Below are 23,957 nucleotides of genomic sequence, written 5' to 3'. Positions count from 1 at the left end.
CAAGGCGGCAGCGGCCGGTAACCTCGGCGCGCCAAGACCTGCGGAGGACAACGCATGAAACTGTATTACGCGCCCGGCGCCTGTTCCATCGGCATCCATGTCCTGCTCGAGGAGATCGGCAAGCCCTACGAGGCCGAGGCGGTGAATCTGCGGGATGGCGGCCAGTTCCAGCCGGGCTTCACCGCGATCAACCCGAAATCCAAGGTCCCGACCCTGGTCCGCGACGACGGCAGCGTGCTGACCGAGTATCCGGCGATCGCCGTCTGGCTCGCCAGCACCTTCCCCGAGGCGAAGCTGCTGCCGCAGGGGGCCGAGGGCCTGGCCCGGGCGCTGGAGTTCACCGACTACGCCGTCGCCACGCTGCACATGCAGGGCTTCTCGCGGATCTTCCGCCCCGCGAATTTCGCCTCCTCCGAGGACGACCAGGCCGCGGTGAAGGCGCGCGGCGAGGAGATCTTCACCAAGGGCCTCGGGGTGTTCGACAAGGCGCTCGAGGGCAAGGACTGGCTGCTCGGCGAGTTCTCCTTCGCCGACAGCGCCTTGTTCTATCTCTCCTTCTGGTGGGCCGACCGGCTGAAGAAGCCCCTGCCGGCGCATGTGGCGAAGCACTACGAGCGCATGAAGGCGCGGCCCTCGGTGCAGCGGGTGCTGAAGGCCGAAGGCCTGGCCTGACCAGGGCGTCCCTGCCGCGTCTCCGGCCGCCGGCCGGGCCGGGCAGGCTTGACCGCCACGGGCCGGCGGCGGCAACAGGGGCCGGCCCGTGAGGAAGATGAGGACCGCATGGCGGAGAGCCTGACCCCGATCCCCTTCTGGTTTCTGCGCCATGGCGAGACCGACTGGAATGCGCAGGGCCTGTCCCAGGGCCGCACCGACATTCCCCTGAACGCCGTCGGCCTCGCCCAGGCGGAGCGGGCGGCGCGCACGCTGCGGGGCATCGGCGGCATCGCCACTATCATCGCCTCGCCGCTGGTGCGGGCGCGGCGGACGGCGGAGATCGCCGCCGAGGCGCTCGGCCTGCCCGTCGTCTTCGACGAAGGGCTGCAGGAGGTCAATTTCGGCGAGCAGGAAGGCAAGCCGATGGGCGACTGGTACGATGACTGGATCGCCGGGACCTATACGCCCGCGGGGGCGGAGGATTTCGCCACGCTGCTCGCCCGCGCGGTGGCGGCGGTGAACCGGGCGACGGCGAAGCCCGGACCGGTGCTGGTGGTGGCGCATGGCGCGCTCTTCCGCGCCCTGCGGCTCGCCTTCGGGCACGAGCCGAATGTTCGCACGCCGAATGCCCTGCCCATCCGCTGCACCCCGCCCGCGGGCGGCGCCAAGGCCTGGGACCTGGCCCCGGTGGCGCTGGCCGCGGAGGCCTGAGCGCCGCCCGGCCGGAAGCGAGGACCGATGAGCCGACGCCCACCGCGCAGGAGCGCCCCCCAGGCCGAAGGCGGCTTCGCCGAGCTGCGCAGCGAGATCGACCGGCTGCGCCGCGAGCTGACCCAGGCGCGCACGCGCATCCAGCAGCTCGAGCAGGGCGCCGGCGAGCCGCTGGCGGCGCGGCGGATCGCCGAGCTCGAGGAGGGGCAGAAGGTGGCCCGCGGCCTCGCCGTGGAGGCCGCCCTCGCGCGCTCCCGCGCCGAGGGCGAGCTGAAGACGCTGCGCGCGGCGCTCGAGCGGGCGACCGGCCTGCGCGGCTGGCTGCTGCGGCGGGCGCTGCGGCGGCTCGAAGGCCAGCCCGGCGCCTCCCGGCCGCGGCGCTGAGAGGCTCCGTCCGGCACCGGCGCGAGAGGCCGGAATGTCTCGCGACGGTGCCGCGCCAGGACCGTTGAAGAGCGCGAGCACGGGTCATGCCGGCATGGACGCGCAGGCCCGTCGGCAGGACGGAGCGCCCGGATGAGTCAGACGGTCGGCGATTTCTTCTGGGAGCGGCTGCATGCCTGGGGCGTGCGGCGCGTCTTCGGCTATCCCGGCGACGGCATCAACGGCTTGCTCGGGGCGCTGAACCGCTTCGGCACCGACAAGATCGCCTTCGTGCAGGTGCGGCACGAGGAGATGGCGGCCTTCATGGCCTCCGCCCATGCCAAGTTCACCGGCGAGCTCGGGGTCTGCCTCGCCACCTCGGGGCCCGGCGCCTCGCATCTCGTCACCGGTCTTTACGACGCCCGGCTCGACCACCAGCCGGTGCTGGCGATCGTCGGGCAGCAGGCGCGCGCCGCGGTCGGCGGGCACTACCAGCAGGAGCTCGACCTACCGGCGATGCTCAAGGATGTCGCCGGCGCCTTCGTGCAGCAGGCGATGACGCCGCCGCAGGTGCGGCACCTCATCGACCGGGCGGTGCGCATCGCCACGGCCGAGCGGCGCGTCACCGCCCTCGTCTTTCCCAACGACCTGCAGGACGAGCCCTATGAGGCGCCGCCGCGCAAGCACGGCACGGTGCATTCCGGCATCGGCTACGCGGCGCCGAAGGTCGTGCCCTACGAGGCCGATCTGCATCGCGCGGCCGAGGCGCTGAATGCCGGCAAGCGCGTCGCCATGCTGGTCGGGGCCGGCGCGTTGCAGGCGAGCGACGAGGTGATCGCAGTGGCCGACCGGCTGCAGGCCGGCGTCGCCAAGGCGCTGTTGGGCAAGGCGGCGCTGCCGGATGACCTGCCCTGGGTCACCGGCTCCATCGGCCTGCTCGGCACGAAGCCGAGCTGGGACCTGATGAATGGCTGCGACACGCTGCTCATGGTGGGCTCCGGCTTTCCCTATTCCGAGTTCCTGCCGAAGGAAGGGCAGGCGCGCGGCGTCCAGATCGATATCGATCCGGGGATGCTCAGCCTGCGCTACCCGATGGAGGTGAACCTGGTCGGCGACAGCGCCGAGACGCTGCGAGCGCTGCTGCCGCTGCTCGAGCAGAAGCAGGACCGCTCCTGGCGCAAGCGGATCGAGAAGGAGGTGCGCGATTGGTGGGGCGTGCTGGAGGACCGGGCGATGCAGTCGGCCAAGCCGGTCAATCCGCAGCGGGTGACCTGGGAGCTCTCGCCGCGGCTGCCGGAGCGGGCCATCGTCACCAGCGACAGCGGCTCCTGCGCCAACTGGTATGCACGGGACGTGAAGATGCGGCGCGGCATGATGGCCTCGCTCTCCGGCGGCCTCGCCTCGATGGGGGCGGCCGTGCCCTATGCGATCGCCGCCAAGCTCGCGCATCCCGACCGCCCGGTCGTCGCCCTGGTCGGCGACGGCGCCATGCAGATGAACAACATGGCCGAGCTGATCACGGTGGCGAAATACTGGAAGGACTGGGCCAGCCCGTGCTGGGTGTGCTGCGTCTTCAACAACCAGGACCTGAACCAGGTGACCTGGGAGCAGCGGGTGCAGGAGGGCGACCCGAAATTCGAGGCGACGCAAAGCATCCCGGACGTTCCCTATCACCGCTTCGCCGAGCTGATCGGGCTGCGGGGCATCCTGGTCGAGGATCCCGAGCGCCTGGGCCCGGCCTGGGAGGAAGCGCTCGCCGCCGACCGGCCGGTGGTGCTGGAGGTCAGGACCGACCCGAACGTGCCGCCGCTGCCGCCGCACATCACCCTCGCGCAGATGAAGGCTTTCACCTCCACCCTGCTCAGCCCGGATCCGGAGGAGGGCAGCGTGATCGTCAACACCGCCAAGCAGGTGCTGAGCAGCGTGTTGCCGGGCAAGAAGTAGCCGGCCCGGGCGGTATCAGATCGGCGGGATGGCGCGCTTCTTCGGCGGCAGCCCGCCATGCCTGCGGGTCTCGCACTGCCGCAGCACCTCGATGATCCGCGCGCGGGTGTCGCGCGGATCGATCACGTCGTCGAGGCCGAAGCCTTCCGCCGCGCGCAGGGCACCGGTGCGGGCGCGGATGCCCTCGATCAGCGCCTGGCGGTGCGCCGCCGGGTCAGGGGCCGCCTCCACCTCCCGGCGATGGGCGATGTCGACCGAACCCTCGATCGACATGGCGCAGATCTCGGCGCTCGGCCATGCGAAGGCGGCATCGGCCTCCATGCTGCGGCCGCCCGCCATGGCGATGTAGCCGAGGCCGTAGCCCTTGCGCAGCACCACGGAGATGCGCGGCACCGTCGCATGCGCCCATTCGAAGGGAAGCTTGGCGCTGCGCCGGCCGAGGCGGCTGCGCTCGGCGGCGGAGCCGATCAGGAAGCCGGGCACGTCGATCAGCGAGACCAGCGGCAACCCGTAGGCGTCGCAGAAGGCGATGAAGCGCGCGCCCTTCTCGGCCGCCGCCGCGTCGATGATGCCGCCGAGCCGCAGCGACTGGTTGGCGAGGATGCCGACCGGCCGGCCATCCAGGCGGGCGAGGGCGGTGACCATATTCGCCGCATGGCGCGGCTTCAGCTCCAGCACGCTGCCGCGATCGGCGATGCCGGCGATGGCCTCGCGCACGTCGAAGCCCTTGCGACGATCCTCCGGCACCAGGGTGAGCAACGCCTCCTCGCGCCGCTCCGCCGGATCGTCGCAGGGGGCATGCGGCGGCGCGGCGCGGGCATTGGCGGGCAGGTAGCCGAGGAAGCGGCGGGCGAGGGCCAGCGCCTCGGCCTCGGTCTCCACCGCGAGATCCGCCAGCCCCTGCGCCCCGGCCTGCAGCGCCGCGCCGCCGAGCGCCTCCTGGTCCAGCGCCTCGCCGGTCGCCGCCTTCACCAGGGCGGGCCCGGCCATGCCCATGGTGGACAGGCCGCGCACCATGACGACGAGGTCGGAGAAGCCGGCGAAATTGGTCGGCGCGGCGAAGCCCGGGCCGAGCATGAGCGCGACCAGCGGCACCCAGCCCGAGGCGCGGGCGAGGGTGCGGATCAACGGGCTGGCATGGGCGAAGCTGCGCGCATCCTGGCCATCCTGGATGCGATGGCCGCCGCCATCGAGCAGCATCACCAGCGGCAGGCCGCGGGCGATGGCGGTCTCCACCGCATGCACCGTCTTCGCCGTGCCGATGCGGCCGATGCTGCCGCCCGCGACGCTGAAATCCTGCGCCAGCACGGCGACGGCGCGCCCCTCGATCCGCCCGGTGCCGGTGACGACGCCATCGGCGGGCTGCGGCGGCGGGCCGGCGCCCTCCGCTTCGGCCAGGGCGAAGCCGCCGGTCTCGCGGAAGCTGCCGGGATCGAGCAGGCCGGCGATGCGCTCCCGCGCCGTCAGCTTGCCGCGCCCGCGTTGCCGGGCCAGCGCCTCGCCGCGCGACGCATCCTGCAGCGCCGCCCGGGCGCGCTCGACCGCGGCGAGGCGATCGCCCCCGCTCATGCGCGCGCCTCGGCGCGCAGCGAGCGGCGGCAGCTCTCCAGCGCCGCGCGGGTCGCCAGCGACAGGTCGATCGAGTCCCGGTCGAGCAGCCATTGCGTCACCAGCCCGCGGATCAGGCCGAGCACCAGCGAGGCCTCGACCGCCGGATCGAGCTCGGCGCGGATCTCGCCCTTGCGCTGGCCGCAGCGGATGTGATGCTCGAAGGCCCGCCGGTAGCCCTGGAAATAGGCGGCGAGGCGCGGCCGCAATTCCGGCACCACGGTGAGCGATTCCATGCAGAGGATGTAGAGCGCGCCCACCGCCTCCGGCCCCGCCATGCAGCCGTGGAAATGCGCCGCGACGCGCGTGAGCAGCCCATCGAGGCCAGCCTCCTCCGGCAGGCCGGCGAAGACGTTCTCCTCGGCCCAGGCCTCCATGCGGTCGATCAGCGCCTGCAGCAGCGCCACCTTGCTGCCGAAGCGCTCCGCCGGCAGGCCGCGGCTGAAGCCGGCTTCCAGCCCGATGGCGGCGAGGCTGGTGCCCGCCGAGCCGCCGCGCGCGACGAGGCGCAGCGCCGCCGCCAGCAGGCGGCCGTCGGAGTCGGTGCGCCGGTCCCGCTGGGTGCGGCGCGGCGCCGTGGCGGGCTGTGGCTGCATCAGCCGGGCGGCCCGAGCGGCGCCGCGTCCAGCCTTTCGCGGCGGATGCGGAGGCCGGCGGCCTCGCGGTCCCAGGTATCGGGGGTAAGGCCGGCAGCGCGCAGCAGGTGCTTCTCCACCTTCTGCGTCGGCGTCATCGGCAGCGCCTCGACGAAGCGGATGAAGCGCGGGATCATGAAATGCGCGAGGCGGGGGCGAAGAAATTCGATCAGCGCCACCGGGTCCGGCGCGCGGCCCAGGCGGCAGGACAGGATGGCGAGGATCTCGTCCTCGCCATGCTCGCCCGGTACCGGCACGACGGCGGCCTCGCGGATATCGGGATGCGCCGCGATCTCGCGCTCCACCTCGAAGGAGGAGATGTTCTCGCCGCGCCGGCGGATGGCATCCTTCAGCCGGTCGACGAAGTAGAAATTGCCCTCGGCGTCGCGGCGGAAGGCGTCGCCGGTATGGAACCAGCCATTGCGCCAGGCGCGGGCCGTCGCCTCCAGGTTGCCGTGATAGCCGTGGTTCAGGGCCCAGGGCATGTCGCTGCGCAGCACCAGCTCGCCCACCGCCTCCGGCGGCAGCTCGCAATCATTCTCGTCCACCACCCGCGCCGCGTAGCCCGGCCGCACCCGGCCGCAACTGCCGAGCGCCTCCGGGTTGCGGCCGGTGAAGATCGGGCAGGAGAGCTCGGTCATGTTGTAGGTGCTGTACCACGCCACGCCGAAGCGCCGGCCGAATTCGAGCGCCGCCTGGTTCAGCGGGATGATCACCGTCTTCTTCAGCGGATGGTCGCGGTCCTGCGGCGAGGGCGGCTGGCTCGCCAGGAAGGAGGCCATGGTGCCGAGCACCGTCATCGCCGTGGTGCCGGTGCGCCGCACCGAGTCCCAGAAGCTGCGGGTGTCGAAGGCGGAGACCATGGCGATGGAGCCGCCGCGGACCAGGGCGTTGAAGCAGGGCGAGGTGCCGCCGACATGGAACAGCGGCAGCGTCACCATCTGCCGGTCCTCGGCATCGAGATAGGTGTGCGCCTTCGCCGCCGCCCACCACTGCGCATAGGAGCAGAGCACGGCCTTGGACGGGCCGGTGGTGCCGGAGGTGAGGATCGCCGCCATCGTGTCCCAAGGCTGGATGGGACACGGCGGCGGGTCGGACTCCTCGCCAACCCCGGTCAGCACCGCCTCGGACAGCGGCACGAGATTGCCGACCGGCGCCGCCGCCTCGCCGATGGCGACGAGCTGTTGCAGCGGGCCGGTCTCGATCTCGGCCAGCCGCGGCAGCAGCCGGGCATCGCCGACCAGCAGCCGGGCTCCGGAGAGGCGGACCACATGCTGCAGCAGCGCGCCGCGATAGGCGGTGTTCACCGGCATGGAGACGGCGCCGAGATAGTTCAGCCCAAACCAGGCGGCCAGGGCATGCGGGCCGTTCGGCAGCCAGGTGAGGACGATATCGCCCTGCCGCACGCCGAGGCGCTGGAAGCCGGCGGCGAAGCGCCGCGTCCAGCGGGCGAGGTCGGCATAGGTCCAGCGCGTGCCATCGGCATCGAAGAGCGCATAGATCCGGTCCGGCGTCGCCGCGGCGCGGTGATCGACCAGCGCGCGCAGCACGCAGTCCGCCGCCGCGGGAAGCCGGGGGTCGGTCACGCCGCTAGCTGGCCAGGACCAGCAGGAGCTGGCCTTCGGCGACCGTCTCGCCCTCCTCGACGCGGATCTCCGCCACCTTGCCCTTGGCCGGGGCGGCGACCGGGATCTCCATCTTCATCGATTCCAGCAGCAGCAGGTCGGCGCCCTCCGCCACCTCGTCGCCGACCGCCACCAGCAGCTTCCAGACGCTGCCGGCCATCTCGGAATTCACGCGGATCATAGCCATGGACGATCTTCCTACCAAATGCGGCGCCGGTTCACGCCGCCGATTCTGGACCACGATCCGCTCGCTCCGGTTCGCGGAGCATGGTCCAGGGCGTTGTTTGGTCACGTGATTCACGCCTTCGGCGAGTCCACCTCAGGCAATCACGCTCTAGTCGTCGCGCCAGGTGACCGCCTCTGCAAGCGCGGCACGGCCGGTGCGGAGGGCGTTGGCGGGATGGTCGGGGTCGGCCCGCCCGAAGGCGATGCCGCAGACGAGCTGCCGCTCCACCGGCAGGCCGAGTTGCTGGCGGACGAAGCCGGCATGCCCGGCGATGGCGGCCTGGGCGATGCTGGCGACGCCGAGCGCCTCGGCGGCCAGCATGAAGGTGGCGACATAGCCGCCGCAATCCACCGCGCCATAGGTCCCGAGCGCCTCCTCGGTGGTGACGAGGGCCAGGTGCGGCGCGCCGAAGAGGCGGAAGTTTTCCAGCGCCTGGCGGTTTCGCGCTGCCATGTCCTCGCGCGCGATGCCGAGCGCGCCATAGAGGCCGAAGCCGGTCTCGCGGCGCCGCTCGCGGTAGACGCCGCGATACGCGCGCGGGAAGGGGATGTCGGGCGTCGGCGCCGCGCCGCCTGCCGCATGGGCGTGCAGCGCGGCGCGGAACCGCTCCAAGGCCGGGCCGGAGAGCAGCTCCACCTGCCAGGGCTGGCTGTTGGTCCAGGAGGGCGTGCGCTGCGCCATCACCAGGATGCGCTCGATCAGCGCCTGCGGCAGCAGCTCCGGCCGGAAGCCGCGGCAGCTCCTGCGGCGGTCCAGCAGCGCCTCCAGCATCGCCGGGTCAGTCGGCACGGATCTTCGCCTCCCGGATCACGCTGCCCCATTTCGCCCGGTCCGCCGCCATGGTGCGGGCGAAGGCGGCGGCGTCCTCGAAGCGCGGGATCATGCCGCTCTCCAGCAGGCGGCTGCGGATCGGCGGGCTCTCCAGCGCGCCGTGCACCGCCGCCTGCCAGCGGGCAAGGACCGGGGCCGGCACGCCGCGCGGGGCGCAGAGGCCGATCCAGGTGCTCACCTCCATCCCCGGCACGAGGTCGCCGAGGAAGGGCGCCCCGGGGAAGAGCGGCGAGCCGCCGGCGCTCGCCACCGCCAGCAGCCGGAGATCGCCGCTGGCGAGCTGACCGGCGACGTCGCCGATATTGGTGATGGCGAAGCCGGTGCGGCCGGCGATGATGTCGGGCATGGCCGGCGCCATGCCTCGATAGGGCACCGGCACCATCTCCGTGCCGGTGAGCCGGGCCAGCCAGGCGCCCGACAATTGCTGGCCGGAGCCGGCCCCGGCGGTGGCATAGCTGACCGTGCCCGGCTGCGCCCGCGCCGCGGCGACCAGCTCCGCCACGCTGCGCCAGGGCGCGTTCGCCGCGACCACCATCGCATGCTGGGTGGTGATCATGTTGGCGACGGGGACGAGGTCCTGCACCGGGTCGATCGGCAGGGTCAGGCCGGGAAGCTGCGGGCTGATGGTCATGCTGCCGGTGGGGCAGACCAGCAGCGTCGCGCCATCCGCCGGGCCGCGCGCCACCGCCTCCGCCGCGATCATGCCATTGGCGCCGGGCCGGTTCTCGACGATCACCCGCTGGCCGAGCAGCGGCGTCATCCCCTCGGCCATCAGCCGGGCGAGGATGTCGAGCGTGCCGCCGGCGGCGAAGCCGGCCATCAGCCGCGGCGGCCGGGCCGCGGGCTCCTGCGCCGGCGCCGCGACAGGCAGGGCGAGGAGGCCGAGCAGGAGGGCGAGGAGGGCGCGCATCAGCCGGCCTCCCGCGCCAGCGTCTCGCGCCGGAGGCGCAGCCCGGCGGCCTCGCGGTCCCAGGTCTCGGGCGTGATCCCCTCCGCCCGCAGCCGGTGCTTCTCAACCTTGGAGGTCAGCGTCTTCGGCAGCTCGGGCAGGATGCGCAGGTAGCGCGGCACCATGAAATGCGGCAGGCGCGGCGTGAGGAAGGCGATCAGCTCCCGCGGCTCGATGGTCGCGCCGGGAACGGGGGCAAGGATCGCCAGCACCTCGTCCTCGGCGAACTCGCTCGGCACGGCGACCACCGCCGCCTCCCGCACCGCCGGATGGGCGCAGAGCTCGGCCTCCACCTCGAAGGAGGAGATGTTCTCGCCGCGCCGGCGGATCGCATCCTTCATCCGGTCGACGAAGTAGAACTCGCCCGCCGCATCGCGGCGGAAGGCGTCGCCGGTATGGAACCAGCCATTGCGCCAGGCCCGCGCCGTCGCCTCCGGGTTGCGGTGGTAGCCATGGTTCATGGACCAGGGCGCCTCGCTGCGCAGCACCAGCTCGCCCACCGCGCCGACGGGCACCTCGCAGTCATGCTCGTCGACGATGCGGGCGGCGATGCCGGGGCGCGGCCGGCCGCAACTGCCGATGCGGGTCGGGTTCGCCTCGCTGAAGATCGGGCAGGCGATCTCGGTCATGTTGAAGGTGGTCCAGACCTCGACGCCGAAGCGCTCGCGGAAGAGCGTCGCCTCCTCGGTCAGCGGCACGATGGTCAGCGCCCGCAGCGTGTGGTCGCGGTCGCGCGCCGAGGGCGGGGCCTTCACCAGGAAGGCGGTCATGGCGCCGAGCAGCGAGGCGCAGGTGATCCGGTCCCGCCGCACCACCTCCCAGAAGCTGCCGGTGCGGAAGGCTTCCGCGACCACCAGCGTCGCGCCGTGCAGCAGGTAGCGATAGACCGAGCCGGTGCCGCCCATGTGGAACAGCGGCAGGGTGACCAGCCCGCGATCCGCCTCCCGCACGAAGGGGAAGGCCATGCCGCTGCTGGCGTAGTGCATGTAGGAGCAGAGCACGCCCTTGGAGGGGCCGGTGGTGCCGGAGGTGTAGATCATGCTCTGGGTGTCCCAGGGCATGATCGGGCGCGGCGGCGCCGGCTCGCCGGTCGCGGCGAGGATCGCCTCGGCATCGAAGACATCGAGGCCGGCGATGGGCCGCACCGGGCCGCCGGCCACCGCGACGCGCCTGAGCGCCGGCGGCAGGGCGATCCCCTGCAGCCGCTCCAGCAGCGCCGCATCGGCGACCATCAGCGCGGCATCGGCGAGGCCGAGCACATGTTCGAGGATGCGGCCGCGATAGCTGATGTTGAGCGGCACCTGCACCGCGCCGAGCCAATTGGCGGCGAACCAGAGCAGCAGCGCCTCGGGCCCGTTCGGTAGCCAGATCAGCAGGTGGTCGCCCTGGCGCAGCCCCTGGCGCTGCAGCCCGGCGGCCACGGCCGCGACGCGGGTCCGCAACTCGGCATAGCTCCAGCTCGGCCCGTTCTCGAAGGCGACGGCCTCCTTCTCCGGCCGCTCCCGCGCATGGCGTTCGAGGAGCGGACGCAGCACGCACCGGTCGAGCGGCGGCATGCGCGGATCGAGGCGCGGCACGTCGCCTGGGTCAGCCACCTCGGCGCTCCGTCATGGCACGGCGTTCCTCCCCGGCGGCCTGCTCCGGCGTGCCGATGGCGGGGCTGGGCTGCGCTTCCGGCGCCCCGGTTCCACCGCGATCTGCCCTGGCGGCCGCTTGTGCAAGCCTAGGTATTTTGCTGGTCAACTAGCAAGTATCTCTTGGCGCCGCCGGCGCGCCCCGGCAGGATGGCGGCAGAAGGGCCCGCCATGGCAAGGCGGGGCGGGGGAGGAAGGGCCGATGCGGGCAGTCTTCGGCATCGCCATGGCATGGCTGCTCTGGAGCGGCCTGGCGCGGGCGGAATTCCCGGACCGCCCGGTGCGCATGCTCTACGGCTTCGCCCCGGGCGGCTCGGGCGACATCGCGGCGCGGCTGCTGGCCGAGGCCGTCTCGCCCCGGTTCGGCCAGCCGGTCGTGGTCGAGAACCGCACCGGGGCGAATGGCCTGGTCGCGGCCGAGGCGGCGGCGAAAAGCGCGCCGGACGGCCATACCGTGCTGTTCTGCACCACCGGCAACATGACCATCGTCACCGAGCTGCCCGGCCTGCGCCTGCCGGTGAACCCGGCGAAGGAGCTGATCGGCCTCGCCATGATGGCCCGCACCACCTTCGGGCTGGTGGTGTCGCCGGACAGCCCCTGGCACGGCGTCAACGACATCCTCGCCGCCGCGCGGCAGGCGCCGGGGCAGATCGGCTACGCCTCGCCCGGCATCGGCTCGGTGCAGCACCTCTCGACCGAGCTGCTGAAGCAGAAGACCGGCACGGACATGGTGCACGTGCCCTATCGCGGCTCGCAGCCGGCGCTGCTCGACCTCGTCAGCGGGCGCATCGGCTTCACCATCACCAATCTCGGCGACACCATCGGGCAGATCCGCCAGGGCAGCCTGCGGCTGATCGGCCTCGGCGATCCGCTGGCGCAGACCTTCTTCCCCGATGTGCCGCTGATCGCCCGCGACGTGCCGGGCTTCGAGACCTATGCCTGGTTCGGCCTCTGCGCTCCGCGCGGCCTGCCGGAGAGCGTCATCGGGCGGTGGGAGGCGGCGGTGCGGCAGGCGGTGGAGGAGCCGCGGGTGCGGGAGAAGTTCATGGAGAACGGGCTGGTGCCGCGCTTCGCGGATTCGGCGGCGCTGAACGCGCTGATGGAGGAGAACCGCGCCACCTTTCGCGGCGTGATCCAGGCCGCGGATATCCGGGCGCAGTGACGGAGCGGGACGGCATGGCGGATGGCGAGGGCGGCGGGCAGCGTCCGGCGTTGCAGGCGGTGTTGCAGGCGCGGGCGGCGATCCTCGACGCGGCGCGGCCGGAGGCGGTGGCGAAGCAGCGGCGGCGCGGCCGCTGGACGGCGCGGGAGGCCATCGCCGGCCTCGCCGATCCCGACAGCTTCGTCGAATATGGCGGGCTGGTGCGCCCGGCGCTGGCCGGCATGGCGGGCGCCGCCGATGGCCTCGTCATGGGCATGGCGCAGATGGGCGGCCGCGCCGTCGACATCGTGGCCTATGACTACACCGTCCATGCCGGCACGCAGAGCGCCAACAACCATGCGAAGATCAGCCGCATGCTGGCGCATGCCGAGCAGCACCGGCTGCCGGTGGTCTGCTGGCTGGATGGCGGCGGCGCGCGGCCGCACGACATGAAGGTGGAGGGCCGTGGCGCCTCCGCCACCTTCGTCACCTTCGCGCGGCTCTCCGGCCTGGTGCCGACCATCGGCATCGTCCCCGGCCGCGCCTTCGCCGGCCACGCCAACCTCGCCGGCATGTGCGACCTGCTGATCGCGACGCGCGAGGCCTGCATGGGCATGGCCGGGCCGCCGCTGGTCGAGGCGGCGCTCGGCCTGAAGCTGACGCCGGAGGAGATCGGCCCGGCCGCCGTGCATGCCGCCTCCGGCGCGGTGGACCTGGTGGTGGAGGACGAGGCGGCGGCGATCGCGGCGGCGCGGCAGTATCTCGGCTATTTCGGCCCGCCCGCCGCGCCGGGCGAGGCGCCCGACCCGGCCGCGCTGCGGGACATCGTGCCGGAGAGCCCGCGGCGCGCCTATGACGTGCGCAAGGTGATCCAGGGCCTCGCCGACCGGGGCAGCGTGCTGGAGCTGAAAGCCGGCCATGGCCGCGCCATGGTGACGGCGCTGCTGCGGATCGAGGGCCGGGCGGTCGGCGTCATCGCCAACCAGCCGATGTTCCTCGCCGGCGCCATCGACGGGCCGGCGGCCGACAAGGCGGCGCGCTTCATCCAGATCTGCGATGCCTTCGACATCCCGCTGCTGGTGCTCTGCGACACGCCGGGGCTGATGGTGGGGCCGGAGATCGAGAAGACCGGCCTCGTCCGCCGCAGCGCCCGCATGCTGACGGCGCTGGCCAATGCCAGCATCCCGCTGCTGACCGTGGTGCTGCGCAAGGCCTATGGCCTCGGCTACTACATCATGGGCTCGCGGCCGCTGCATCCGAGCATCCTGCTCGCCTGGCCGACCGCCGAGTTCGGCGGCATGGGGCTGGAGGGCGCGGCCAGCATCATCCACCGCCAGGAACTCGCCGCGGTGGAGGACCCGGCCGAGCGCGCCATGCTGCACCGCCGCCGCACCGAGGAGCTGCGCGCCTACAACACCGCGCTCGAGGTCGCCGGCCGCTTCGCCTATGACGACGTCATCGACCCGGCCGAGACGCGCGGGACCCTCGCCCGGGTGCTCCGGGGCCTGCCGGCGCCGCCGGCGCGCACCGGCCGCAAGCGTCTGATCGAACCCTGCTGAGGCGCCGTCGGCCTCACTCCACCCGGATCGACAGCGTGGCGCGCGCCATGCGGCCGCCGATGCCGGCGAAAGCGCCGGGGATGTCGGCGGCCAGCCGCTCCGGCAGGCGCGTGCCGGCGGCATCGAGCAGCGCATGCGGCAGCTCCGGCCCGATATCGCGGTCGGCGAGCCAGCAGGAGACCTCCTGCATCCCGCGCGGACCGGCCTGCAGCGGGTTCGCCTGGCGCGGGCCGGGCAGGCGCTCCGGCAGGCCGGCCGGCAGGCGCGCGCCGCCCGTCGCCCCGGCCGGGAAGACTGCGACGGCGCTGCCATCGGCGCGGGTCGAGACGCAGTAGAGCCAGCCATCGGCATCGGCCATCGCCACCAGGCCGATCCGCTCGCCCGGCGCATAGATGGGCGCGCGGCCGCGCTCGGTGCTCAGCCAGAGCTCGGGCGCGAGGCTGGCCCGGGCGAGGCGGCGCAGCGCCGCCTCGTTCTGTTCGCGGCAGCCAAGCAGCATGCCCTCGGCGATCTCCGCGCCCTCGCTGCCTGACGCGGCCGGCAGGGTGCGGAAGGTGAGCGTCGCCCGCTTCTGGCCATCCGCCAGCACCTCGAAGGCGTCGCCATCCTCGATCGGCAGGTCGGCGGGCCATTCGACGCGCGGCGCGCCGGTGGGCCAGGCGATGCGGCGGAGATTGCCACGGCGGCGCAGGCCAAGCTCCGCCGGCTCGGTCGCGGGGCGCGCCAGCCAGACGGTGTCGGCGCCGCCGACGCACCAGGTGCCGGAGCGTTCGAGCTCCACCGCCACCTCGGCCGGCCGCGGCGCGCGGCGGCCGAGGGCGGCGGCGCGCGTCGCGCCGATGGCGCTGGCATCGATGCCGCGCAGGCGGAAGGCCTCGGCCAGGGCGGCGGCGGAGCCATCCGGCCGCACCGGCTCGATACGGTCGAGCGCGGTCTCGAGCGGGCCGCGCAGCCGCAGCATCTGCCCGGAGCGCAGCAGCAGCGTGACGCTGGCGCCTTCGGGCACCGCCAGCCGGTCGCTGGCGCCGAGCACCATGCCGGGGGCATAGCCTGGCGCCGTCGCGCCCAGCAGCACCGCGCTCTCCGCCGCCCGCGCCGCGCCCGCCATGGTCCAGCCGAGCAGCAGCGCCGTGGCGATCGCCGGAAGCCTTCGCAGCATCATGGCCAATCTCCTCATCCGCGCAGCCTGCGCCGTTCCGCCTTCGGGTGCTGTGAGCTGCTTCACAGCGCCCGCCGCGAGGTTCCCGCAAACTTTCCTTGAATTCCCAGGCACCGCGGCGTGCAGTCCGTTGCAACATGCAGTGTTGCGGGCCACGCCGGGAGCCGCAGGCAGAAGGGGGATGTCCAGGATGACGCGCGCGCAACTCCTCGCAAGGCTGGGGGCAGGGTTGGGAGCCGGCCTCGGCACCGCCTTGCTGCTGGCCGGACCCACGGCACTGGCACAGCGCCACCCGATGCCGGAGACTGCGAAAGTCTACATCATCTGGCCGGCCGACGGTCAGGTGGTGCGCGGCGGCTTCTGGGTGCGCATGGGGCTGAGCGAGGGCGGCATCGCGCCGGCGGGCGTCGAGAAGCCGATGACCGGCCACCACCATCTGCTGATCGATGTCGACCTGCCGGACCTGAACAAGCCGATCCCGAACGACCGCAACCACCTGCATTTCGGCCTCGGCCAGACCGAGGCGCGGCTCGACCTGCCGCCGGGCCGGCACACGCTGCAGATGCTGCTCGGCGACGAGAACCATGTGCCGCACGATCCGCCGCTGATGAGCAAGCGGATCACCGTCACCGTCCTGCCGGCGCCCGGCGGTTGAGGAGGAAACAGGCCATGGCCTTCACGCGACGCCTCCTTCTGCTCGGCGCGGCCGCCCTTCCCGCCACGGCGCGCAGCCAGGGCCAACCGGCGGACCATGCGCATGATGCCGCCGCCCCCGCTCCCGCTCCCGCCGCCCCGCCGGCCGAGGCGCCGCGGCAGCGCGGCAGCGCGCCGCCCGACGCCTATGTCTATATCGGCTGGCCGCAGGACCGGCAGGTGATCTATGGCACCCGCTTCAAGGTCTGGTTCGGCACGCGCAATTTCGGCGTCGCCCCCGCGGGCGTCACCAAGGCGAATACCGGCCACCACCACCTGCTGGTCGATGTCGACCTGCCGGACCTGAACAAGCCGATCCCGAACGACCGCAACCATCTGCATTTCGGCCTCGGCCAGACCGAGACGATGCTGGAGCTGCCGCCCGGGACGCATACCCTGCAATTGCTGATGGGCGATGCGGACCACGTGCCGCAGGACCCGCCGGTGATGTCGAAGCGCATCACCATCACGGTGCGGCCGGGCCGGCCGCAGGCCGCGGCGCGCGAGACGCAGTAGGGCGCGGGCGCGAGGCGCGCCGGGAAGCGGCCTGGCCCTTCTCCGCAAGGCCCGTTCGCGGCCTTGCGGAGGTTTGCGCCCGGCGCCAAGGGGTCAGTCGAGGTTGCGCGCGACGCGGAAGCCGTTGGCCTGGTAGCGCACCGGCGCATCGTAGAAATTGCGCGCCACCGGCAGGATCTCGTCGCGGCCGGAGCGGAACGAGCCGCCGCGCAGCACCCGCCGCATGCAGCTGCGCTGCTCGCGCGCCGAGCCGTCATTCGGGGCGCCCTGGTAGGTCGGCACCCAGCAATCCTGCACCCATTGCGCCACGCCGCCCAGCATGGCGTGCAGGCCAAAGGCATTGGGCTGGAAGCTGTCCACCGGCATCGGCCCGCGCGGGTCCTGCGTGCCGCCGCAATCGGCGCAATTGGCCAGGCCGGCGCCGAGCTGGTCGCCCCACCAATAGCGCGTCTGGGTGCCGGCGCGGGCGGCGTATTCCCATTCCGCCTCGCTCGGCAGCCGGTAGGCGCGGCCGGTCGCCTTGGACAGCCAGGCGAGGTATTGCTGCGCATCGTCCCAGCTGACGTTGTGCAGCGGCGTGCTGTCCTCGGCCAGGGCCAGGCGCGGCAGCGCGCCGCAGCCGCCCTGGGCGGCGCAGGCCTTCCATTCCGCGACGGTGACCGGGAATTGCCCGAGCGCGAAGCCGCGGATCGTCACCGCGCGCACCGGCCTTGCCGCGGCGTCGCTGGCGCCATGGCCCATCTGCAGCGTTCCGGCGGGCAGCCGCACCATCCAGGGGCAGGTCGGGCAGTCCTGGAAATACTTCCCGCCCGCTGCGGCGGCCGGGGGCGGCGTCGGCATGGCGCGCGGCTCCGGCGCCGGGCGGACCGGTGGGGTCTGCAACCCGGCGATGCGGTCGGCGCCGGTGCGGGGCGCCGCCTGGACGGGCTCGGGCGCGGCCGATGGCGCGGCGGCCGGGGCCGGCGCGGCAGGGCGCGGCGGGGCGGGCGTGGCGAGGGCAAGCTGCGGCGCCGCCCCGGGCTGGGTCGGGCCGCGCAACTCGGCCAGCCGGCGCTGCGCCGCCGCCGCGAAGCGCGAATTCGGGTAGAGCCGGAGGAAGGCGTCGACATCCTCGGCCCGGCCGGTGCTGCGCAGCCTTTCCCACAGCGCCGTCTCGGCCAGCTGCGCCGCCGCCTCCGCGGCGTCCATCACCTCGATCTCGAGCGTGCCCTCCGCCTTGCCGCCGCGGCCATCCTCGGCTTGGTAGACGAAGCTGCCCGCCGCGCCGGTGAAGCCGGGCTCGGGGATGTAGACCAGCCCGGCCAGCTCCTCCGGCCGCAGCCGCTCGCCGCCGCGGAGCACCGCGACGCCGTTGCGCACGATGCCGCGCGGCAGGCCTCGGACCAGCACGGTCACCGCATCGCCGTCCGGATCCTCGGGGCGGGCGATCTCGAGGCCGCCGGTGAAGATGCGCAGCTTGCGCGGCGACTCGACCAGCGGCTGCCGGTTGGAGGGCAGGACGGTGATGGCGAGGCTGCCCATGACGCTGCCGCCGCGCCCGTCCTCGACCAGGATGTCGAGCGTGCCGACCGGGCCGGTGGCGCTGCCATCGGGCTTGTAGGTGGCGGCGGCGAAGCGGTCGGCGGCGAAGACTGCGCCGGGCGCGACCGCGCGCCCCTCCACCCGCACCTCGCCCGAGCGGGGCAGGCCGGTGATGCGGACGGAGAGCGGGTCCTGGTCCGGGTCGGTCGGGCGGGCGATGGGCAGCGGCGTCGGCCCGGCGCTGTCGCGCAGCTCGAGCGGCGGGATGGCGGCCAGCGCCGGCGGCCGGTTGGGCGGCCGCGGATAGAAATAGAAGGGCTCGGCGCCGAGCGAGCTGAAGATGTAGGGCTCCTGCCGGTTGCCGGTCGCGCGCAGCACCGTGTCGCGCAGGCTGCGGAAGAACAGGCTGAGCTCGAGGCCGGGGATCTGGAAATGCGCCAGCAGCGCCTCGGCGAAGGGGCTGTGGTCGCCGCCGCCATCCTCGGCGATCTGGTCGGCCTTGGTCGCCATCACCACCATGGTGTTGCGCGGCACGTTGTCGACGCGGGCGAGGCCGGGCGAGGCGGAGCCGCGGCCGGCGATGGTCATCGCGCGCGACATGCGGTCGACGAAGGGGTTGTTGCGGCAGGCATCGAGCAGGACGATGCCGATCTTGCGCGCCTGCGAGGCCTCGCCGAGGATCAGCTCCAGGGGCAGGGCCTCGTAGAGCAGGTCGCGCTCGCGCTCCAGCCGCGCATCGGCGGGCAGCAGGTAGTTCTCCCGCCCCACCTGCACGCCATGGCCGGCATAGTAGACCACCGCCACATCGGCCTTCTGCGCCTTGACGCCGAACTCGCGCACCGCGCGGGTGAGCTTGCGGAAATCCGGGTCGTAGACCTCGTCGACCTCGAAATTGAGGCGCCGCAGCGCCTCGCCGATCGCCCGTGCGTCGTTCACCGGGTTCGCCAGGGCCGGCGCGCTCTGATAGGTGCCGGTGCCGATCACCAGCGCGATGCGGCGATCGGGCGGCGGCGCCGGCTGCGCCGGGCCGGGAGCCGGGGCCAGGACAGCCGGCACGACCAGGATGATCAGCAGCCAGGCCCACCGCATCAGGGGTGGGCGGTCGCGTGCTCCGTGCCTCATCGGGTCACCTCGATCGGGAGCCGGACATCCTCGACGCGGACGCCGGCAATGCCGCGGAACCGTGCCGCCACGTCATCCAGGCTGCCGAGCGGCAGCGGTTCGAGATCCTGCCGCTTGAGGGCGGCCGGGAGCAACAGCCCGACCTCGCGGTCGGCGGCGAGGCAGGCCACCTGCTCCCGGCCCGGCCGGTCGAAGCGGATGGTGAAGGCGCCGCCGGCGGGCGGCACCTCCACCGCGCGCCCACCGGCGACCAGCGCATCCGGCTGGAAGCGGTTCGGGAAGATGCGGGAGACCTCGCCGCTGCTGTCCTGATAGTAGCAGTAGAGATAGGCGTCGCCGACCGGTCGTGCCTGCAGCACCATGGCGTCGCCCACCCGGAAGGCGGGATGCGCGCCGCGGGCGGTGGTGAGCGCGAGGCGCGGCGGCGTCGCCGGCGCCGCGGCGGGCTCGGCCACCGGCACCGGCGGGGCGGGGGCCGCCGGGGGCGGGGCGGCCGCGGCCCGCGTGCCGCGGGCCCGGCCGGGATCGCTGGCGAGCAGCCGGTAGTACAACTCGAAATCCATCCGCCCGCTCGGCACCAGGTCGTTGTCCGCCTGGTAGCGGGCGATCGCCGGCGAGAGGTCGCCGCCCCCCGGGGCGTAGCCGGCGCGGACCAGCGCCGCCTCGACGAAGCGCTGGCGCTCGGCCGGCCCCATCAGGTCGAACCACTGTCGCGCCTCGGTGCGGAAGGCCGGGTTGGTCGGCTCGATCGCCAGGCATTCCCAGTAGGGCACGCGGGCGAGCTTGCCGAGCACCTCGATGGCGGAGAGCTCGACCAGGTTGCGCACCGCCTGGGCGAAGCCCTCGGACTTGTCGAGCGAGACGCTGAAGGAGAGGCCCGCCTTGCCGATCAGGCCGCCGACATCGGCGCCGCGGCCGGAGCGCACCACGGCGATGGAGTTGTTGGCCGAGATGCCGGGCAGGATCTGCCGCGTCGTCAGCTTGGCGACGTTGAGGTCCATCGAGATGACGGAGACCACCTGGTCGCTGGAGACGCCGAGATCGAGCCGGGCGAGGGAGAGGCCGGCGCTCTTCGAGGAGGCGAGGACGTTGCTGTCGAGCTGGGTGATGGCGCCGCGCACATAGTAGCTGGGGGCGACGAAATCCTGGTTCAGCCCGACCAGCTCGGAGAGGATCTGCACGTCGAGCTGGGTGATGTCGTAATCGACGAAGCGGAAGGCGCCGCTCTTCGCCGACATGCGCGAGACCGCGCTGATGAACATCTCCTTGGTGCCGGCCGCGATCAGCCCGGTCGCGTCCGGGATGCCGGCGGTGGTGATGTAGATGTCGCGCTTGCCCTGCGCGGCGAAGAGATCGTCCATGCAGCGCAGCGATTCGGTGAAGCTGCCGATGTTGCGCACCGCGGCCGTGCGCGGCTGCTGCGCGTCGAAGCCGGTCTCCGGGCGCGGATGGCAGGCGCCGAGCAGCGCGGCCAGGGCCAAGCCTCGCCATCGTCTGCCCATCGGGTTGCGTCGTATCCGCGCCATGGCTCGCTCCTGCTCCTCCCGGCGGCCAGCCGCGTCGCCTCCGGAACCGATAGCAGAAAGGACCAGGGGAGGGGTGCCGCGCTGTGCACTGCGTCGCAGCCTGAACGCAATTCTCGTTGAGCGGAATGGCCACATGGAACACGCCGCGGAACGTGGCGCGGGGTTGAGCAGCACGGGCCGAAAAGCGCCTGGATGGCTTGGAACGGAAAGAGGGGTTGGGTGTGGTGTGTTTCACAGAGGTTGGTTGGGTTGGTTTGTAGGGTCTGGGTGTCGAGAGCGACCGCTGGTTCCTGGAGGGGCTGGCGCCCTGGAGAGAGACGAGAGAAGGAGTTTTGAGATGCGCAAGATGATCCTCCCTGCTGCCCTGGCGCTGCTGTCGGGTCTTGGTGCGTTTGCCGGTTCGGCGCAGGCCGAGGGGCTGCAGAGCGGCGGGGTGAGCATCACCCGGGGCGGCGGCAACACGAATGCGGCGGTGGGGCGGGACAGCTTCGCCGGGCAGAGCGCGACGACGATCGGTGGCATGGCGCGTGCTGGCGGCCGGGTGATGACGCAGGGCGGCGGCAACGGCAACCTGGCGCTCGGGCGTGGCAGCGCGGCGCTGCAGGACAGCACCACGGTGGGCGGCACGGCGATCGGGCGGGGTGCCTCGAGCTACGTGCTGGGCGGCAACAACGCCAACCTGGCCCGTGGCCAGAACAGCCTGGCCGGGCAGTCGGTGACGACGCTGGGCGGCACGGCGGTCGGGCGCGGGGCGCAGAGCTCGGTGCTGGGCGGGCAGAACCTGAACGCCGCCTATGGCCGCAACAGCACCGCGCAGCAGCAGGTGCTGACCATGGGCGGCAGCGCGATCGGCCGCGGCAGCCTCGACAAGGTCTATGGCGGCAGCAACCGCAACGCCGCCATCGGCAAGGGATCCTTCGCAGACCAGCAGGTCGTCACCATCGGCGGACAGTGAGCCGCGCCGGTCCCGGCCCTGACCCCAGGCGCCGGGACCGTGAAAGGCACAGCCAGGAGATTCGCACCATGATGCGTGTCACGCTTGCCGCCGCGGCGCTCGCCCTCTGCGCCGTGCTGCCCGCCCGGGCGCAGGACTACGGCGGCGTCCGGCTGCGGGGCCAGGATGCGGTGCTCGACCGGGTCGAGAGCTTCGACCGGAGCGGCTGCCGCCTGTCCCAGACCAGCGTCACCGTCGGGGTGAACCGCGCCGTCGGTGCGGGATCGCAGGCCCGGCAGCAGCTCGGCACCGATGCCAGCGGCGGCTGCAAGCCGCTGGTCAGCACCCAGGCGACGGTCGGGGTCAACCTCTCCGTCGGCTCCCGCGCCCGCGCCGAGCAGTCGATCGAGACCGCCGGCACGCGCGGGGTGCTGGCCACCACCACCCTGGCCCGCGGCGTCAACCTCGCTGCCGGCCGCAACAGCCAGGCCGGGCAGCGGATCCTCGCCCAGACGGGACGCTGAGGCGGGGGCCGTCCGGCGGCGCCGGGCTTCCCTGGGGCGGGTCCGCCGGGCGGGGAGTTATCTCCCTTTGGGGGTATCCTCCCCGGCCCGTGCGGCCCGCTCCGGGCGAGGCGCCCATCGCAGGTGGCGCGCCGCGAGGATTGCGGCAGGCGGCCACGCGCCGGCGGATGCCGCCGGAGCAGATCCCGTCCGGGCGGAAACGCGCGGCGGTCAGGATGCCCGGAAACCAAGGGACTGGTGCATGGTCACGCGGCACGGCCGGCCTGACCATGGTCCAGCGAGGAGCCCATCATGCATCGCGCCCTCCGCCTTGCCTCCCTCCTGCTGCTCGGTGCCGGCCCGCTCTGCCAGCCGGCGATGGCCGAGACCCTGCAATGCCACTCGGTCAACGGGAATGTCACCTGTTCCGGCTCCGGCGGCACGAGCTGCCAGACCGTCGATGGCCGCACCGTCTGCGTCTCGGGCAAGGGCGATGTCGTCCAGGAATTCGGCAACCGGGCGCCGGATCAGGCCGGGCAGCCCGCGGCCCGCCGCCTCTGGCTGGAGCGGCAGGGCGCGGCCGGGCGGCTGCAGCTCGATCGCGAGGCCGGCAAGCTGCGGCTGCGCACCGAGCGGCTGGATCTCGATCTCGAGGACTGAATGCGCCCGCCTGTGGCCCGCGCCACAGCGGCGGCCGTGTCGCCAGGGCAGCCTGCCGGCAGTGCCGAGAAAGGAGTCTCCCGATGCGTCCCGTCATCCCCGCGCTGGCGCTGCTCGCCGCCTTTGCCGCCGCAACGCCGGGTCTGGCGCAGGACAGCGGCGGCCTCAGCCTCTCGCCGCAGGCCCTTGCCGCCGGCGGTCCCCGGGGCCTGGCGCGGCCGCTGCCCTTCACCTTCCCCGGCATCACCGCGAGTGACCTGCAGGTGACGCCGACGCCAGCCGAGCGGCGGCAGCGCCACCAGGAGATGATCGCCAAGCTGCGCGGCGACGGGGGCTATCTTGAGGGCTTCGGCTTCGGCCAGGCGCGCGCCGCCAGCCGCCAGCCGCCGCCCCCTCCGGCGCCGGACCCGGTCTTCACCCAGATCATCCTCGACCAGCGGACCCGGGTGGTGAACCGCTTCGAGGCGCCGGTCGCGGTGACCAATGGCAGCAACAACCTCGTGCAGCTCCAGGGCGCCGGGGCGGCGGGCGGCCCGACCGCGCAGCAGCAGGTGGCGACCATCGGCGGGCGCTCGATGCGCAATGGCGGCGGGGCGGTGAACGTCGTCGACGGAGATGGCAATATCGTCCAGAGCAGCCCTGGCCGCGGCCGGTGACGCAGGGAGAGTGGTGACGGGGTTTCGACCGGCACGGGACGCCGCGAGGTTGTAGTCCGCCGCCCGGTTCTCGTGGCGGCAAACTTTACCCGAGCGGCAGCGTTAACCCTTCGAATCGCGCCCTGGTCGGGCGTGCATGCGTTGGCGGAGGGCTGCCGCATGGCCATATCCACTGCGCCTTGCGGGCTGATCCGGCATCACGGCCGCGCAATGCCCGTCATCATGGGACCTCATGTCGGAAGCAGATCGCGTTTTCTCCGGTTGGGATGCACAGGCAGGTCCGGAGCCGTCCAGCGAACGGCGCCACACCCGCGGCAGGGCGCCACGGCGCGGCACCGGCGCCGGGCAGGACAGGATCGTCGAGGTCGTCCATCTCCGCCGATCCGGCCGGGAGCCGGCGCCCGAGCCTGCGGGCCCGGCAACGGGCAGGCTCCGGGCCGAGAGCTGGCCCGATGGCTTCCGCGCCCGGTCGGCGCCACCGCCACCGGCCTCCGTTCCGCCAGCCGTGCCGCCGCCGGCCCCGGAGCAGCCCACCATCCATGCCCGGCTCGCCTGGACGCCATCCGCGCCGCCCGCCCCACCGGCGCGGCGCGGCAGCCGCCGGGAGGGCATCGGGGAGGAGAGGGGGCAGGATTTCGCCGATCCCTTCGAGGCGACGGACGAGGGCGCGAACTGCCTGCGGTGCGGCTACCGGGTCGAGCCGGCACGGGAGGCGCTCGGGCTGACGACCTGCCGCGCATGTGGCTGAGGGCTCCGCGCCGCCGCGGCGGCGCGCCCGGCTGCCCGA

General features: G+C 73.2%; 23 protein-coding genes. 13 read left to right on the top strand and 10 right to left on the bottom strand.

What is annotated here, in order from left to right; genetic code table 11:
* Window positions 1-54 precede the first annotated feature (54 nt).
* The 4 genes from DOO78_RS12195 (at window position 55) to DOO78_RS12180 (ending at window position 3,672) form a co-directional block, all read left to right on the top strand.
* Entirely contained in the window at window positions 55-672 is a 618-nt protein-coding gene (locus tag DOO78_RS12195; RefSeq protein WP_111470039.1) for a glutathione S-transferase family protein, read from the top strand.
* 108 nt (window positions 673-780) lie between these two features.
* Window positions 781-1,365: a histidine phosphatase family protein gene (locus DOO78_RS12190; RefSeq protein WP_111470038.1), complete on the top strand. Its 585-nt coding sequence runs from the start codon at window positions 781-783 to the stop codon at window positions 1,363-1,365.
* A gap of 27 nt (window positions 1,366-1,392) precedes the next feature.
* Window positions 1,393-1,749 carry a hypothetical protein gene (locus tag DOO78_RS12185; protein ID WP_111470037.1) on the top strand — a complete coding sequence of 119 codons (357 nt, stop codon included), beginning with the start codon at window positions 1,393-1,395 and terminating at the stop codon, window positions 1,747-1,749.
* Between the two features lie 132 nt (window positions 1,750-1,881).
* Window positions 1,882-3,672 (top strand): thiamine pyrophosphate-requiring protein, encoded by a 1,791-nt coding sequence (locus DOO78_RS12180; protein ID WP_111470035.1) that lies wholly within the window; start codon window positions 1,882-1,884, stop codon window positions 3,670-3,672.
* Between the two features lie 15 nt (window positions 3,673-3,687).
* Here DOO78_RS12180 and DOO78_RS12175 read toward each other — a convergent pair whose 3' ends face one another.
* The 7 genes from DOO78_RS12175 to DOO78_RS12145 all read right to left on the bottom strand — a co-directional run bounded on the left by DOO78_RS12175 (window position 3,688) and on the right by DOO78_RS12145 (window position 11,141).
* The gene (locus tag DOO78_RS12175; RefSeq protein ID WP_165838862.1) at window positions 3,688-5,241 is read right to left on the bottom strand and encodes an acyl-CoA carboxylase subunit beta; all 1,554 of its coding nucleotides are present in this window, start codon (window positions 5,239-5,241) and stop codon (window positions 3,688-3,690) included.
* Window positions 5,238-5,876, bottom strand: a complete 639-nt coding sequence (locus tag DOO78_RS12170; RefSeq protein ID WP_111470033.1) for a TetR/AcrR family transcriptional regulator — start codon at window positions 5,874-5,876, stop codon at window positions 5,238-5,240. The genes DOO78_RS12175 and DOO78_RS12170 overlap by 4 nt, the downstream gene beginning before the upstream one ends.
* Window positions 5,876-7,501 (bottom strand): AMP-binding protein, encoded by a 1,626-nt coding sequence (locus DOO78_RS12165; protein ID WP_111470032.1) that lies wholly within the window; start codon window positions 7,499-7,501, stop codon window positions 5,876-5,878. Before DOO78_RS12165 ends, DOO78_RS12170 begins: the two co-directional genes overlap by 1 nt.
* A gap of 4 nt (window positions 7,502-7,505) precedes the next feature.
* Entirely contained in the window at window positions 7,506-7,727 is a 222-nt protein-coding gene (locus tag DOO78_RS12160; RefSeq protein ID WP_207802878.1) for a biotin/lipoyl-binding carrier protein, read from the bottom strand.
* 147 nt (window positions 7,728-7,874) lie between these two features.
* Window positions 7,875-8,555 carry a nitroreductase gene (locus DOO78_RS12155; RefSeq protein ID WP_207802877.1) on the bottom strand — a complete coding sequence of 227 codons (681 nt, stop codon included), beginning with the start codon at window positions 8,553-8,555 and terminating at the stop codon, window positions 7,875-7,877.
* A complete protein-coding gene (locus tag DOO78_RS12150; RefSeq protein ID WP_111470029.1) occupies window positions 8,545-9,507 on the bottom strand; it encodes a Bug family tripartite tricarboxylate transporter substrate binding protein in 963 nt (320 codons plus the stop codon). The genes DOO78_RS12155 and DOO78_RS12150 overlap by 11 nt, the downstream gene beginning before the upstream one ends.
* A complete protein-coding gene (locus DOO78_RS12145) occupies window positions 9,507-11,141 on the bottom strand; it encodes an AMP-binding protein (protein WP_243634520.1) in 1,635 nt (544 codons plus the stop codon). Before DOO78_RS12145 ends, DOO78_RS12150 begins: the two co-directional genes overlap by 1 nt.
* A gap of 241 nt (window positions 11,142-11,382) precedes the next feature.
* On the opposite strand from DOO78_RS12145, the gene DOO78_RS12140 reads away from it, so the two are divergent.
* Complete coding sequence (locus DOO78_RS12140; protein WP_165838861.1) at window positions 11,383-12,342, top strand: Bug family tripartite tricarboxylate transporter substrate binding protein; 960 nt, start codon at window positions 11,383-11,385, stop codon at window positions 12,340-12,342.
* Complete coding sequence (locus DOO78_RS12135) at window positions 12,339-13,880, top strand: acyl-CoA carboxylase subunit beta (RefSeq protein WP_111470027.1); 1,542 nt, start codon at window positions 12,339-12,341, stop codon at window positions 13,878-13,880. Before DOO78_RS12140 ends, DOO78_RS12135 begins: the two co-directional genes overlap by 4 nt.
* A 13-nt stretch (window positions 13,881-13,893) precedes the next feature.
* On the opposite strand, the gene DOO78_RS12130 is transcribed toward DOO78_RS12135, so the two are convergent.
* Window positions 13,894-15,039 carry a DUF4384 domain-containing protein gene (locus DOO78_RS12130; protein WP_128080045.1) on the bottom strand — a complete coding sequence of 382 codons (1,146 nt, stop codon included), beginning with the start codon at window positions 15,037-15,039 and terminating at the stop codon, window positions 13,894-13,896.
* A gap of 295 nt (window positions 15,040-15,334) precedes the next feature.
* On the opposite strand from DOO78_RS12130, the gene DOO78_RS12125 reads away from it, so the two are divergent.
* The gene (locus DOO78_RS12125) at window positions 15,335-15,694 is read left to right on the top strand and encodes a DUF4399 domain-containing protein (protein ID WP_243634519.1); all 360 of its coding nucleotides are present in this window, start codon (window positions 15,335-15,337) and stop codon (window positions 15,692-15,694) included.
* A 14-nt stretch (window positions 15,695-15,708) separates the two neighbouring features.
* A complete protein-coding gene (locus tag DOO78_RS12120) occupies window positions 15,709-16,248 on the top strand; it encodes a DUF4399 domain-containing protein (protein ID WP_111470023.1) in 540 nt (179 codons plus the stop codon).
* A gap of 93 nt (window positions 16,249-16,341) precedes the next feature.
* Here DOO78_RS12120 and DOO78_RS12115 read toward each other — a convergent pair whose 3' ends face one another.
* Window positions 16,342-18,858 carry an SUMF1/EgtB/PvdO family nonheme iron enzyme gene (locus tag DOO78_RS12115; RefSeq protein ID WP_165838859.1) on the bottom strand — a complete coding sequence of 839 codons (2,517 nt, stop codon included), beginning with the start codon at window positions 18,856-18,858 and terminating at the stop codon, window positions 16,342-16,344.
* Window positions 18,859-18,887: 29 nt separating this feature from the next.
* Window positions 18,888-20,417, bottom strand: a complete 1,530-nt coding sequence (locus DOO78_RS12110; protein ID WP_128080044.1) for a DUF4384 domain-containing protein — start codon at window positions 20,415-20,417, stop codon at window positions 18,888-18,890.
* A 337-nt stretch (window positions 20,418-20,754) separates the two neighbouring features.
* On the opposite strand from DOO78_RS12110, the gene DOO78_RS12105 reads away from it, so the two are divergent.
* The 5 genes from DOO78_RS12105 (at window position 20,755) to DOO78_RS12085 (ending at window position 23,918) form a co-directional block, all read left to right on the top strand.
* The gene (locus tag DOO78_RS12105) at window positions 20,755-21,372 is read left to right on the top strand and encodes a hypothetical protein (RefSeq protein WP_111470020.1); all 618 of its coding nucleotides are present in this window, start codon (window positions 20,755-20,757) and stop codon (window positions 21,370-21,372) included.
* Between the two features lie 68 nt (window positions 21,373-21,440).
* Entirely contained in the window at window positions 21,441-21,875 is a 435-nt protein-coding gene (locus DOO78_RS12100; RefSeq protein ID WP_111470019.1) for a hypothetical protein, read from the top strand.
* Between the two features lie 291 nt (window positions 21,876-22,166).
* Complete coding sequence (locus DOO78_RS12095) at window positions 22,167-22,514, top strand: hypothetical protein (RefSeq protein WP_111470018.1); 348 nt, start codon at window positions 22,167-22,169, stop codon at window positions 22,512-22,514.
* An 83-nt stretch (window positions 22,515-22,597) separates the two neighbouring features.
* Entirely contained in the window at window positions 22,598-23,170 is a 573-nt protein-coding gene (locus DOO78_RS12090; protein ID WP_111470017.1) for a hypothetical protein, read from the top strand.
* Window positions 23,171-23,675: 505 nt separating this feature from the next.
* On the top strand, window positions 23,676-23,918 hold the full coding sequence (locus DOO78_RS12085) for a hypothetical protein (RefSeq protein ID WP_111470016.1): 243 nt from the start codon (window positions 23,676-23,678) through the stop codon (window positions 23,916-23,918).
* Window positions 23,919-23,957: the final 39 nt, after the last annotated feature.

It is taken from the genome of Roseicella frigidaeris (assembly GCF_003258945.1).
GTDB classification, from domain to species: Bacteria; Pseudomonadota; Alphaproteobacteria; order Acetobacterales; family Acetobacteraceae; genus Paracraurococcus; species Paracraurococcus frigidaeris.
The sequence above is the reverse complement of the archived record's forward strand: the minus strand, read 5'-3'. Positions and strand labels throughout refer to the sequence as shown.